The organism is Corynebacterium sp. HMSC066C02 (genome assembly GCF_001814945.1).
Taxonomy (GTDB): domain Bacteria; phylum Actinomycetota; class Actinomycetes; order Mycobacteriales; family Mycobacteriaceae; genus Corynebacterium; species Corynebacterium aurimucosum.
The window spans coordinates 60,468-73,407 of record NZ_KV818445.1 but is presented as its reverse complement, the minus strand read 5'-3'; the positions used below and the strand labels follow the sequence as shown (position 1 = coordinate 73,407).

The 12,940-nt window shown below is 63.9% G+C and carries 13 protein-coding genes; 9 read left to right on the top strand and 4 right to left on the bottom strand.

The window, feature by feature from the left end:
- Positions 1-63: 63 nt before the first annotated feature.
- Together HMPREF2996_RS03710 and HMPREF2996_RS03705 are read right to left on the bottom strand one after the other, a co-directional pair.
- Positions 64-720 (bottom strand): LuxR C-terminal-related transcriptional regulator, encoded by a 657-nt coding sequence (locus tag HMPREF2996_RS03710; protein WP_070645531.1) that lies wholly within the window; start codon positions 718-720, stop codon positions 64-66.
- A gap of 3 nt (positions 721-723) precedes the next feature.
- Positions 724-1,428 (bottom strand): sensor histidine kinase, encoded by a 705-nt coding sequence (locus HMPREF2996_RS03705; protein ID WP_070730155.1) that lies wholly within the window; start codon positions 1,426-1,428, stop codon positions 724-726.
- A gap of 98 nt (positions 1,429-1,526) precedes the next feature.
- Between HMPREF2996_RS03705 and HMPREF2996_RS03700 the strand changes: the two genes are divergently transcribed.
- From HMPREF2996_RS03700 to HMPREF2996_RS03690, 3 genes are read left to right on the top strand one after another with little or no spacing between them, the layout of a single operon-like run.
- Entirely contained in the window at positions 1,527-2,213 is a 687-nt protein-coding gene (locus tag HMPREF2996_RS03700) for an ABC transporter ATP-binding protein (RefSeq protein WP_070730153.1), read from the top strand.
- Positions 2,210-3,610, top strand: a complete 1,401-nt coding sequence (locus HMPREF2996_RS03695; RefSeq protein ID WP_070445866.1) for an FtsX-like permease family protein — start codon at positions 2,210-2,212, stop codon at positions 3,608-3,610. The genes HMPREF2996_RS03700 and HMPREF2996_RS03695 overlap by 4 nt, the downstream gene beginning before the upstream one ends.
- Positions 3,607-4,536: a S41 family peptidase gene (locus tag HMPREF2996_RS03690; protein ID WP_070730151.1), complete on the top strand. Its 930-nt coding sequence runs from the start codon at positions 3,607-3,609 to the stop codon at positions 4,534-4,536. The genes HMPREF2996_RS03695 and HMPREF2996_RS03690 overlap by 4 nt, the downstream gene beginning before the upstream one ends.
- A 78-nt stretch (positions 4,537-4,614) precedes the next feature.
- On the opposite strand, the gene HMPREF2996_RS03685 is transcribed toward HMPREF2996_RS03690, so the two are convergent.
- Both HMPREF2996_RS03685 and HMPREF2996_RS03680 read right to left on the bottom strand, forming a co-directional pair.
- Entirely contained in the window at positions 4,615-5,172 is a 558-nt protein-coding gene (locus tag HMPREF2996_RS03685; protein WP_246822983.1) for an endonuclease domain-containing protein, read from the bottom strand.
- 404 nt (positions 5,173-5,576) lie between these two features.
- A complete protein-coding gene (locus HMPREF2996_RS03680) occupies positions 5,577-6,050 on the bottom strand; it encodes an inorganic diphosphatase (RefSeq protein ID WP_070445872.1) in 474 nt (157 codons plus the stop codon).
- 69 nt (positions 6,051-6,119) lie between these two features.
- Here HMPREF2996_RS03680 and dacB point away from each other — a divergent pair, with 69 nt between their 5' ends.
- Genes dacB through folP form a run of 6 tightly spaced genes read left to right on the top strand, consistent with a single transcriptional unit; the run spans position 6,120 to position 12,937 of the window.
- A complete protein-coding gene (dacB, locus tag HMPREF2996_RS03675) occupies positions 6,120-7,406 on the top strand; it encodes a D-alanyl-D-alanine carboxypeptidase/D-alanyl-D-alanine endopeptidase (RefSeq protein ID WP_070730149.1) in 1,287 nt (428 codons plus the stop codon).
- Positions 7,396-8,355 (top strand): tRNA lysidine(34) synthetase TilS, encoded by a 960-nt coding sequence (tilS, locus tag HMPREF2996_RS03670; RefSeq protein WP_083313777.1) that lies wholly within the window; start codon positions 7,396-7,398, stop codon positions 8,353-8,355. The genes dacB and tilS overlap by 11 nt, the downstream gene beginning before the upstream one ends.
- Positions 8,339-8,926 carry a hypoxanthine phosphoribosyltransferase gene (gene hpt, locus HMPREF2996_RS03665; RefSeq protein WP_070645541.1) on the top strand — a complete coding sequence of 196 codons (588 nt, stop codon included), beginning with the start codon at positions 8,339-8,341 and terminating at the stop codon, positions 8,924-8,926. Before tilS ends, hpt begins: the two co-directional genes overlap by 17 nt.
- A 48-nt stretch (positions 8,927-8,974) precedes the next feature.
- Positions 8,975-11,422: an ATP-dependent zinc metalloprotease FtsH gene (gene ftsH, locus HMPREF2996_RS03660; RefSeq protein WP_070730146.1), complete on the top strand. Its 2,448-nt coding sequence runs from the start codon at positions 8,975-8,977 to the stop codon at positions 11,420-11,422.
- Positions 11,412-12,002 (top strand): GTP cyclohydrolase I FolE, encoded by a 591-nt coding sequence (folE, locus tag HMPREF2996_RS03655; protein ID WP_070445888.1) that lies wholly within the window; start codon positions 11,412-11,414, stop codon positions 12,000-12,002. Before ftsH ends, folE begins: the two co-directional genes overlap by 11 nt.
- Positions 12,003-12,007: 5 nt before the next feature.
- Entirely contained in the window at positions 12,008-12,937 is a 930-nt protein-coding gene (gene folP, locus HMPREF2996_RS03650) for a dihydropteroate synthase (protein WP_070445890.1), read from the top strand.
- Positions 12,938-12,940 lie beyond the last annotated feature (3 nt).

Here is a 12,940-nt window from a genome sequence, read left to right as displayed (position 1 = left end):
GAGGAGTGAAAACATACAGCTGCTAGCCGTGTGGAGTACGAGGTCAAAACGGCAGCGGCCGGTTTAGCGGTGCGCGGAGAGGTACTCCAAAATCGCTTTGACGCGGCGGTTGTCTTCACTGGGATCTAAACGCAGCTTGGTGAAGATATTGGAGACGTGCTTGGCCACCGCGGCGGAAGACAGGACGAGCTCGGCGGCGATGTCCTTGTTGGACTTTCCGCGCGACATCAATTCGAGCACCTCGCGCTCGCGCGGGGTGAGTTCGCCCAGTCCGCTGCGCCCTGAGCTCATTAAAGCCTGCGCCACGGTGGGATCGATGACGGTACCGCCCTGGGCCACCACGTCCAGGCTGGAGAGGAAGTCCCGCACCTCGGAGACGCGGTCTTTCAAAAGGTAGCCGGTGCCAGCATCAGGGGAGTCGAAGAGCTCCACCGCGTATGCGGGGGCTACATACTGGGAGAGCACCATGACGGGTAAGCCCGGGTAGGCATTTCTCAAGTTCACGGCGGCTTTCAAACCGTCATCGCCCATGGCCGGTGGCATGCGCACGTCCGTGATGACGATATCCGGCAGCTCATCGCGCAGCTTGTCCACCACCGCCTCGAGCGCCGGCGCAGAATCCGCCTGGCCCACAATCGAATGCCCGCGGCGCTCCAGAAGGCCGGCGAGACCCTCACGCAGAATGGCGGAATCATCCGCCACCACGATTCTCAAACTCATTTCTTACACTCCTGACTGTCCGCGATCGAGAAGAAGAGGAATCGAGCACGCCAGCCTCGTGGGACCGCCCGGGGGAGACGATAAAGTCATCTCCCCACCGAAAGCGGCGAGGCGCTCGGCCATCCCTGCCAAGCCGTGGCCTTGTACAACCTGCGCGCCGCCCGGCCCCTCATCCACCACGGTGATTTTTAAAGAGGCATCTGCGGTCACTAAAACGGAGACCGGCGCGCCGGGCGCGTGCTTGGCCGCATTCGTCAGAGCTTCCGTGCCGAAGAAGTAGCCGCAGGCCAGCACGGAAGCGGAGAGCTTTGGCAAAGGATGCGGGGCGAAGACGCTGACGTGGGGGCCGTGGGAAGAGGAGACGTCGGCAAGCGCGGCCACCAAACCATGATCCTGCAGGACCTGCGGGTGGATGCCGTGCACCGTGGCACGCAGGGAGTGCAGGCCGCGGTCCACGTCCTGCTTGGCGGCGGTGAGCAGCTCGGCGAGGTCTGCGGGGGCGTCGAGAAGTGCCTCTCCCAACTTCATGCTCGCGGCCACGAGGTATTGCTGCGCGCCGTCGTGCAGGTCGCGCTCGATGCGTGCGCGCTCCACCTCATAGGCATCCGCGATGGCGCGGCGCGAGGCCGTGAGCTGCGCAATCTTCTGTGCTTGCTGTTGCTCATGGTTGGCGGGCTGGGGCTTTCTTCGGAACACGGCTTTCAGCATAACGGGCGCCACCGACTACAGGGGTAGTGCTGGCACTACCGTAAAGAGCAACGCTAGGGCTGTTCTTTCTGCGGGCCCTTCACGGTGGAATGAGAGACATGGCACAGACACTTTCCCTGACAGACATCACCAAGGATTTTGGCGGCGGCCCGGTGCTCGCCGGAATCTCCCTCGACATTGAACCGGGCGAGCTCGTGGCCGTCATGGGGCCGTCTGGTTCCGGCAAGTCCACGCTGCTGCATTGCATGTCCGGCGTGCTGACCCCCACGCACGGCAGCGTGCGCTACGGAGATGAGGAGCTCTCCGCGCTTGGCGACGGCCCCCGCTCCCGCCTCCGCCTGCGCAACTTCGGCTTCGTCTTCCAGGATGGTCAATTGCTGCCGGAGCTGAGCAACGTGGATAACGTGGCGCTGCCAGCCATGCTTAACGGTATGGGTCGGAGTGCTGCCCGCAAGCGCGCGATGGAGCTGCTGGACCAGCTGGGCCTGGGCGGCCTGGCGGATCGCCGCCCGGCGCAGGTGTCCGGTGGCCAGGCGCAGCGCGTGACTATCGCGCGTGCGCTGGTGGCCAATCCGGGCGTGGTCTTCGCCGACGAGCCCACCGGTGCGCTGGACCAATCCACGGGTCACGAGGTCATGCAGATGCTGACCACCATCGTGCGCCAGTCCGGGGCGAGCCTGATCATGGTCACGCACGACCCGAAGGTGGCCGACTGGATGCAGCGCCGCGTGGAGATTCGCGATGGCATCATCCACGATGACCGCCGCCTCGAGGTGATCCGATGAACACCGCGACTTTAGTCTTTGACCTGCAACGCGAATCCATTCGCGCGCGCTCCGGAACGGGAATCGTTTCTTTGTTGGCTATTGTGAGCCTGACCATTGGTTCCGCCATTGCCTTCCTCGTCGCGGGCGGTACGTGGATGTTTTGGCAACGAGCCCAGCATGTCGAGGAAGCCGCGCCCGCGCTCAAGGAGGCCTTCGGCAACGAGATGGAGGCCTTTCTTTATCCTTGGTTTGCCCTGGCCCTGCTGGCCTGCGCCTTCATTCTTCCGGCGCTGTTTAACCTCACAGCCCAAGCCGCCGTCCTCGGCGCCTCCGGCCGGGAGCAGCGCCTGGCCACCCTGCGTCTTCTGGGGTTGAGCTCCCGCCAGGTGGAGCGCATGGCCATCGTGGAGACGGGCCTGCAAGCCATCATCGGCATCGTGCTCGGTGGGCTGATCAGCCTGCTCATCGCGCCGGTCTTTACGCAGGTGGACTTCCAGATGCGTTCTATTGCTGTATCCGAGATTCTTCTCCCGTGGTGGGGTTATCTGGCCGTGGCCGGTGTGCTCTTTGTGTTGGCTATCGGTGCGGCACTCGTCGGTATGCAGCGCGTGCGCGTGAGCCCCCTGGGGGTGGCCAAGCGCCAGATGCCCGCGGCCTATCGCTGGTGGCGCGTCATCGTCTTCCTCATCATCGCGGGTATCGGTGGTGTGTTGCTCTCCGGAAAGGCGGGCCCGCCGACCGCCATGGTCATCGTGGTCATGTTTGGCATGGTGATGAGCATCAACCTCATTTCCCCTTTTATCTTGCAGCTCGGCGCACACATCATGTCTCTCTTTCCTGGCACCGCGCACTTCGTGGCCTGCCAGCGAGTGGCGGGCAATGCGCGCCCGGCATGGAAGCGGAGTGCGGCCATCGCGTTCTTCGGCTATTTGGCGGGCTTTCTCGTTGCCGCCCCCTTGGGCTCCGACGCCTTGGCTCTCGTGCTCAAGGAAGATCCCGGAATGAACGTGGTATTCAAAGACATCTCCACCGGTGTCTTATTAACCCTCATCTTCGGCTTCACGCTGACCACCATGTCCATCATTCTGGGGCAGGTCTCCGGCATCTTCGAAGACAAGGAACTCATCCGCTCCCTGGATCTCATGGGCGTGCCGCGCGGCTTCCAGTTCCGCTCCGGTGTCCTGACCATCATGGGGCCTGTGGTGGGATTGAGCTTCTTCGGCTTCCTTTTCGGCGGCGGGATCGCCTCGCTGATGTTCTTCTCCAGCGTCGAACAAAGCAATGTCGACGTTCTTGGCCGTCTGCTCATGGCCTTCGGATTCCTAGCCGTGGGCTGGCTGGTCACGCTGCTTGCCATTATCCTTGTTGAGCCCCTGCGCGGCTACGTGCTGCGAACCGGAGGGAGAAAAGAATGAAAACTGTACTGAAAATCTTCGGCGGACTTTTTCTCGTTGCCCTCATCGCCGTGGCTGCGGCCGTGTATTTCTTCGGCCCCTCTTACGGTGGGGCATTCTTCGGAAAACCCGTGTTTCTTTTTAATGCCAGCGAGAAGCGCATCAACACCGCGATGGTGGATACCGCAGCGCTCTCCGGAATCTATGGCGAAAGTGAGGAATTCCAGCGCGCACGCGAGGCCTTCAAGGAGGACCCCACGAACACCGAGCTCCTCGATGCCGCCATCAACGCCGCCGGCGGCAAGCACTCCAAGGTCTTTAGCACCGAAAAGGAAAAGGCCGCCGAAAGCACCGAGCCTTCGGTCGACTTCGAGGACGGCGTCCTGCGCGCGACCGTGCCCTCCATCGGCCGCCACGATGACGGCCAGGCCTATGCCGACACGCTTGCGCAGGGTCTGACCGCCCACCCGGAGGCCTGCGCTGCCGTGGTGGATCTGCGGGGCAATGACGGCGGCGACATGGGGCCGATGTATGCGGGCTTAAGCCCCCTGCTACCGGATGGCACCGCGCTCTCCTTCGTCAGCCGTATGGGCACAACTGACGTGGTCATCGATGGAAACTCCGTGACCGGCGGAGGTACTGCAACCACCACAGCGGGCGGCAAGCTCGACGTTCCCGTCGCCGTGCTGACCGACGGTGAGACCGCCTCCTCCGCCGAAGCCACCCTCTTAGCCTTCCGCGGGCTGGACAACGTGCGGACCTTCGGTGAGCCGACTGCCGGCTACGCCTCTGCCAACGTGGTCCTGGATTATCCGGACGGCCGCTCGCTCATGCTCACCACGGCCAAGGACAAGGCGCGCACGGGCGAGGAATTCGCCGAGGACCCCATCGCTCCCGATGCCCCGGAATCCGAGCTCGACGGCTGGCTCGCGTCCCACTGTAGTTAGTTAGCTGCAGTGTTAGTAAGCCGCAGCGTTAGTCAGCCCAGTTCGTTGTCGGCACGTTGCGGCTGAACAGCTGCAACGCTAGCCTGCCCAACGCTCGCCTTCCCACCGCCAGTAGTGGTGCCACTTCCACGGCGGAGGCACGAACTCACCCCGCCCTTGTATGACCGCGAGAACCTGGTACACAGCGACGTCGAGGTGGTGCTCAATCGTGGCGGCGGTGAAGTGGAGGGGCCGGTAGCCGCGTTGAATGGCGTCGTTAAGCTTCTGGCGGTCGATTTCGAAACGCTGCCGGTTCTCGCCTTTGTGGTAGGCATAGCCATCCACCTCGATGGCCACCTTGTACTCCTCTAGCACCAAGTCCCAGCGGTAGGGGCCAATCCGCACGTTGTTGCGGACCTTGACGTGCGGCTCGAGGCCTCGGGTGAGGTCGCGCTCCGGCTTGCTATCCGCCCCAACGATGGCTTTCTCTAGGATTTCACGCGTGTGCTTGGGCAGGCGGCGAAAGTCTAGCTGTTCGGTCTCAATGCGCGAGCGTCCGTGCGGCCCGGCGAAGAAGGCTTCGATGAAGGCTACGGCATCCTCCTGCGCCATCGTCTCAATGCATTGCAGGGGACTACATACATTGACTCCGTTCATGCTGCCCAGTGCCTTGGGGCGCGCCCGCCGACTGCGAAAGTACGTGCTCGATGGGAGAGTGGAGTCGCGAATAAACTCGAGCGGGAATTGAAGGGGCTGTTCTAAGTACCGGCGAGCGGCGGAATAGCCGTCAAGCGCTAAGTCAGGCCATTCACGCGACATGATTTGTGCTAGCTGAAGCGGTGTTGGCTCCTTTGAGAGGTAAAAGCCATTCGCAATCTTGATGGCTCCCTTGCGCCGAGCCCCGCGGGAGACATCGCGTCCCCGATAAATCTCAATCAATGTTCCCCCCGGAACGAAAAAGGTACGTTTTCGCAAATAGTGGCGAAAAACTGGTAGGTTTTCAGCCCTTATTTACCAAAACGTACCTGACAGTGCTCTAGCTGGCACGCGGAAGCAGCGGCTTACTTGAAGCGAGCCTTGGCTTCCTCGAGGATCTTCTCTGCCTCAGCCTTGTCGCCCCAGCCGGAGCCGGTAACTTCCTTGTTCGGCTCCAGGTCCTTGTAGCGGGTGAAGAAGTGCTCGATCTCATCCTTGATGTGCTGCTCCACATCGTTGATGTCCTGGTAGCGCTCCCAGCGCGGGTCATCGATAACGGCGAGCAGCTTGTCATCGCCGCCGGCCTCGTCGGTCATCTTGAACACGCCGAGGATGCGAGCTTCCACGACAACGCCCGGGAAAACCGGTTCCGGGAGAATGACCAGTGCGTCGAGCGGGTCGCCGTCCTCACCCAGGGTGTGGTCGATGAAGCCGTAGTCAGCCGGGTAGGCCATCGGGGTGAACAGGTAGCGGTCGAGGTGGACCTTGCCGGTCTCGTGGTCGATCTCGTACTTGTTGCGGGAGCCCTTTGGGATCTCGATGGTTACTTCAACGCTCACGGCTGAATCCTCCATAACTAATAGGTTGGCATGTGCTCCGCTTAGTCTACCGCGCTAGTCTAAAGGGCGATGAAAGCGAAGCATGTCTGGTGGAGTACTGCGGCCCTCGTCACGGCCGGCGTCGTGGCGGCGACGGCCGCAGTGGGCGTAGAAGTCCAACGCACCTACGATCACCTGGACCACGGTCAGCCCTATAAGCAGGAGGAACCCGCAGCACTGGTCCAGCCCGTCGAGCCCGGCGACATTGACGCCGCCGCGCTTAAAGCACGGTTGGATGAGCTGGGCAAGGACAAGGCCCTCGCTACCTTCGGCGGCCAGGTCATCGACACCACCACCCACGACGTGCTGTGGGAACGCGAGCCCGCGAAGCCGCTGACCCCGGCCTCCGCCACCAAGGTCCTCACCCTCGCCGCAACAACACTCGCTCTCGATGAGGAAGAGCGCCTCACCACCGAGGTGGTCGCAGGTGAGCACGAGGGCGAAGTTGTTATCAAGGCCGCCGGCGATGTCTGGCTGACGGACGAGCGCCTCGATGAGCTGGCGGAACAGATCCAGCAGAAGATGGATACCGTCACGCGAGTCTCCATCGACACCTCCATCTGGGCCGGTCCCGACCAGGCACCAGGCTGGGACGATGACAATATCGATGGCGGCTATGTCGCTCCCATCCAGCCTGCCATGCTCTATGGCGGGCGCATTGGGGAAAAGACCGGCGACGTTCCGCGCTCCCACGAGCCTGCCCTCGATGTAGCCCGCGCGCTGGCCGCCCGCCTGGGCGCCGACAAAGCCGACTTAAGCTCAGCCCCCGGGGATTCCGAGGTCCTCGGCACCAGCGAGTCCGAGCCACTGGCCCTGCGCGCCCAGGAAGCAATAAAGGATTCAGACAACGTCATGGCGGAGGCCATTGCCCGCGAGCTGGCCGTCGGCCAGGGCACGGAAGCAAGCTTCGACGGCGCCACGATGGCCATCCTCGACGAGCTGCGCGGCGCCGGCATCGACGTCAACGGCGTCACCCTCAAGGACGGCTCCGGCCTCTCCCGCGATAACCGCATTCCCGCTGGGCTCCTCGCCCACATCGCGGACCAAGCCGTAGCCACCGACGAGCTTCGCCCGCTCTTGGGCTACCTCCCTCTTGCCGGTGGCGAAGGAACCCTCTACGAGCGCTATCACGATTCTTCTGCGCGCGGATTTGTTCGCGCCAAGACCGGCACCCTCACGGGAACCTCCGCGCTGACTGGCACCGCCCAGGGTCAGTCGGGTCGCGTCTACGCCTTCGCCTTCCTGGTCAACGACGGCGAAGTCACCTCCGCCCGTCAGGCCCAAGACGCCCTCGCCGCCGCACTTCATGACTTCTAAGAAACCTTTTTGGCCACGTAAAAGCCCCAACTTCTTGGCCTGCCGCGTCGCCGCCCGCGCTGTGGTGGGTGAGCAATCCCGCGCCATCGCCGTGGGCCTGTCCGGCGGCGCCGATTCCTTGGCGCTGACCGCAGCACTCCTCGCGGAGGGGCACGATGTGACAGCGCTGTGCGTCGACCACGGTTTGCAGGAAGGCTCGGCCGCGCAGGCGCGCCGGGCTGCTGAGCAGGCGCGCGCCTTGGGGGCGGGGGCGGAGGTGTTGCGGGTGGACGTCGGCAAGCAAGGCTCCGTGGAAGCCGAAGCCCGCGCCGCCCGGTACCGGGCCTTCGCGCCTTGGGCTGAGGTGGCGGTGGCGCATACCGCCGATGACCAGGCCGAAACCCTGCTGCTCAGCGCCCTCCGCGGGAGGGTGGCGGGCATGCGCGAGCGCTCCGCGGTTGAAGGTGTACGCATCCTGCGGCCCCTACTGAGCGTGCGCCGCGCCCAGACCGAGGCCGCTTGCGCGGAGCTGGGGCTGGAGGTCTGGCAGGACCCCCAGAACCAGGACCTGGCCTTCCGCCGCGTAGCACTGCGCCGCGAGATCCTCCCGCGACTGCAGGAGATCGTGGGTGGAGACCCCGTCCCGGCCCTAGCCCAGGCAGCCCACGACGCCGCGCTTGACGACGCCCTCCTCAGCACCCACCCCACCACCGACTGCACCGAGCTGGCCGTTCTTCCAGAACCGAAGCGCCGCCGGGCGATCGCCGCGTGGCTGCGCGAGGAAGGAGTGGAGGTTACTCGCGAGGCAGTGCGCGGCATCGATGCCCTGTGCGCGCAATGGCATGGACAAGGCCCCGTCGCCGTCCGCGGAGAAAAGAAAGGTACAAGGTTGGAAGTAGCACGCGTTGGTGGCAAACTGTCACTATTGCCTCGGTCAGCAAAGGAGCGCTCACGTGCACGACACCCATGAATCAGCCGTCCCCGCCCACCCCTACGGAGAGGACATCAAAAACGTTCTCATCGCCGAAGACGATCTTCAGGCGCGCATCCAGGAGATGGCGGACCGCGTTGCCGAGAAATACCGCAACACCGACGAGGACCTCATCTTGGTCTGCGTGCTCAAAGGCGCGGTCTTCTTCCTGACGGACTTCGCCCGCAAGCTCAGCATCCCCTCCCAGCTGGAGTTCATGGCGGTCTCGTCCTACGGTAACTCGGCTTCCTCCTCGGGAGTGGTGCGGATTCTAAAAGATCTGGACCGCGATATCGAGGGCCGCGATGTGCTCATCGTGGAGGACATCATCGACTCCGGCCTGACCTTGTCCTGGCTCATCCGCAACCTGCAGGGCCGGCAGCCGCGTTCCCTGGAAGTGGTCACGCTGCTGCGCAAGCCCGAAGTAGTCAAGGCGGAGCTGGATCTTTTTGACGTGGGCTTTGACATCCCTAACGAGTTCGTCGTGGGTTATGGCCTGGATTTCGCGGAGCGCTATCGCGATCTTCCTTTCGTGGGCACGCTGGACCCCGCGGTCTACAGCAACGACTAGTCTTTTCTTGTCCTCTCACCATGAGGCCTCGAATTCGCAAGGTAATTAATGAAAAATAAGAACATCATTCGCTATGGCTCGATCGCGGGCCTCGTTCTCATTCTGCTGTACGCCTTTACGTTCTTTAGCAATGATGCCCGCAGCTTCAAGCAGGTTGACACCTCGGTGGCCATGCAACAGCTGGCGGATCGGAACGTTGAGGAAGCGCAGATCGATGACCGCGAGCAGCAGCTGCGCCTCAAGCTCAAGGAACCAGTAACGGTCGAAGAACAGGAGGGCATCGAGGAGGTCATTGCCAAGTACCCGGCCCGCGCCTCCGAGCAGGTCTTCAACGCGGTGAAGGATTCTGGTGCGGATAAGTACCAGACCAAGGTCACGCAGGATTCCTTCATTGGTTCCATGATCAGCTTCCTGCTGCCGATGCTGATCCTCTTCGCGCTGCTGTTCTGGATGATGACCCGCATGCAGCAGGGCGCGGGCGGCATGTTCGGCATTGGTGGTTCTAAGGCGAAGGAGCTGACCAAGGACATGCCCACCAACACCTTCGCGGATGTGGCCGGCGCGGATGAAGCTGTGGATGAGCTGCAGGAAATCAAGGACTTCCTGGATGATCCGGAGCGCTACCATGAGCTGGGCGCAAAGATCCCGCGCGGCGTGCTGCTTTATGGCCCGCCGGGTACCGGTAAGACCCTTCTGGCCCGCGCGGTCGCGGGCGAGGCCGGCGTGCCTTTCTATTCCATTTCTGGTTCCGACTTCGTGGAGATGTTCGTCGGCGTGGGTGCCTCCCGCGTGCGTGACCTGTTCAAGCAGGCCAAGCAGAACAGCCCGTGCATCATCTTCGTCGATGAGATTGACGCTGTGGGTCGCCAGCGTGGTTCCGGCACCGGCGGTGGCCATGATGAGCGCGAGCAGACGCTGAACCAGCTGCTCGTGGAGATGGATGGTTTCGGTGACCGCGAAGGCGTCATCCTCATCGCCGCGACCAACCGCCCCGACATTCTGGACCCGGCGCTTCTGCGCCCGGGACGCTTCGACCGCCAGATCCCGGTGACCAACCCGGACCTGGCCGGCCGCGAGCAAATCCTGCGCGTGCACGCCAAGGACAAGCCGCTGGCTAAGGAAGTGGATGTGGCGCAGCTGGCCAAGCGCACCGCCGGTATGTCCGGCGCGGACCTAGCCAACGTGCTCAACGAGGCCGCCCTGCTCACCGCCCGCATCGGCGGCAACGTCATTACCTATGACGCGCTGGAGGAGGCCACCGATCGCGTCGTCGGCGGCCCGCGCCGCCAGGGCAAGATCATCTCCGAACATGAGAAGAAGGTCACCGCCTACCACGAGGGTGGCCACACCCTGTCCGCGTGGGCGCTGAAGGATATCGAGCGCGTCTACAAGGTGACCATCTTGGCCCGCGGCCGCACCGGCGGCCATGCCATGACCGCGCAGGAAGACGATAAGGGCATGTACACCCGCGATGAGTTGTTCTCACGCCTCGTCTTTGCCATGGGCGGGCGCGCCGCGGAAGAGCTCGTGTTCGGAGCACCCACCACCGGCGCTTCTTCGGATATTGAGCACGCCACCAAGATCGCGCGCTCCATGATTACCGAGTATGGCTTCAGCCCGGATTTGGGAACCGTCAAGTACGGCAAGGAACAGGGCGATCCCTTCGCCTATGCCGCCGGCGGCGGTGGCTCCATCGACTATTCGGATGCCGTGGCCGCCAAGATTGATGAGCAGATGGCCTACCTGCTGGACCGCGCGCACCAGCAGGCCTATGACATCCTGTCCGAGCACCGCGACTACCTGGATAAGCTCGCCGAGATGCTCTTGGAGAAGGAAACCCTGCGCCGCCCGGACCTCGAGGGCATCTTCGAAGGCATTGAGCCGCGCGAGGCTTTCGACGTCTTCCCGAACGAGGACGCCCGCTTCCCGCGCCAGGCCGGCCGCGAGCCGGTAAAGACCCCGGTGGAGCTTGCCCAGGAGCGCGGTGAGGAGCTGCCGAAGCGCATGACGCTTCTCGACGCCTCCCGTGCCGCCCGCGCGCGCCGCCACGCGGAGCTCGAGCGCGCGAAGGAAAACGGCGGGGAGGCCGATGGCGCCGCCGCGACATCGGCGGCGCCGGTCGAGGAGATCGGCTTCAGCTTTGGCCAGCACGCAGGCGACTTTGTGGATCCGGAGAAGGGCAATACCTTCTTCGGCGAGTCCGATATCACCGAGCCCACCGGCCGCCAGCTCAGCGCAGACGAGGCCGCCAGCGATGGGGCGCAAGAGGAGACCGTGGCCCCAGAACAGGCCGGCCCTAGCCACGAGGACACCCAAGAGATTCTGCGTGTGCCGAATGCCGCTGCACCGCAGCCGGAAGCCCAGCCGCAACCGCGCGAACCGGAACGCCGCGGCCGCCATGCCAAGCCGGAGGATCACTCCTGGGGAGCACCCGGCTGGGGAGAGAACGAATACCGCAACAACCCATACAAGGATGGCGACACCAATGAGCGATAACATCCCGGCGCAACACGACTTCGATCACGAGCGCGCCGAAGCAGCCATCCGCGAGCTTCTCATCGCAGTGGGCGAGGACCCCGACCGCGAGGGCCTGCGCGAGACCCCGGCCCGCGTGGCCCGCGCCTATGCCGAGGTCTTCGCAGGACTCCACCAGGATCCGACTGAGGTCCTGCACAAGACCTTTGCCGAGGAGCACCAAGAGCTTGTCCTGGTGCGTGATATTCCCATCTACTCCACGTGCGAGCATCACCTCGTGCCCTTCTATGGCACGGCGCACATCGGCTACATCCCCGGTCCCGACGGCCACGTCACTGGACTGTCCAAGCTGGCTCGCCTGGCGGACATGTACGCCAAGCGCCCGCAGGTGCAGGAGCGCCTCACGAGCCAGATCGCCGATGCACTGGTGGAGGTCCTCCACGCGCAGTCCGTCATCGTCGTCATCGAGTGCGAGCACCTGTGCATGGCCATGCGCGGCATCCGCAAGCCGGGAGCGACCACGACAACCTCCGCGGTGCGCGGTGGTTTCAAGAAGAATGCGGCCTCCCGCGCGGAGGTCATGAGCCTGATTAGGAGCTAGCAGCAATGGCAGTCAGCGATCTCACTGTTCCCGGCCGCACGCTGGTCATGGGCATTGTTAACGTCACGGAGGATTCCTTCTCCGACGGCGGGCGCTGGATCAACATCGACGATGCGCTCAACCACGCCCGCCACCTCGTGGAATCCGGCGCGGACATGATCGATGTCGGCGGCGAGTCCACCCGCCCGGGGGCAGTGCGCGTGGCTGCCGAGGAGGAAGAGAGCCGCGTCGTGCCCGTCATCAAGGCGCTGCACGAGGAGGGGATTAAGACCTCCGTGGATACGATGCGGGCCTCGGTTGCCAAAGCCGCTGCGGAGGCCGGCGTCGACATGATCAATGATGTCTCCGGTGGTGCCGCCGACCCAGACATGTACCGCACCATGGCCGAGACCGGCCTGCCGGTGTGCCTCATGCACTGGCGCACCGTCCAATTCGGCAGCGCGGCCGGAGTGGCCGACCACGGCGGGGATGTTGTGCGCGATGTCCACGAATCCTTGGCGAAGCTGGCCGATAGCGCCCTGCAAGCAGGTGTCAGCCACGACAATATCGTCGTGGATCCGGGCCTGGGCTTTGCCAAGTCCCCACAAGATAACTGGGCTTTGCTCAAGGCCTTGCCGGAGTTCCTCCAGGGCGAATTCCCGCTGTTGGTGGGAGCCTCCCGCAAGCGCTTCCTCGCCGCCATCCGGGAGGATCGCGGTGCCGAGTCCAGCCCGCTGCTCGCGGACCCGGCCACCGCGGCCGTGACCGCCATCTCCGCGCAGATGGGCGCCTGGGGCGTGCGCGTGCACGAGGTGGATGTCTCGCGCGATGCCGTGGACGTTGCCGCGGCGTGGAACGCGGGCGCATCCTACACCGGTGGCGCGCATGCCTCCGGCAGCTACGCCAACGGCGCGGACGGCGGAACAGTGGTGTCCACTTCTTTGGGAAAGGCATAAAAC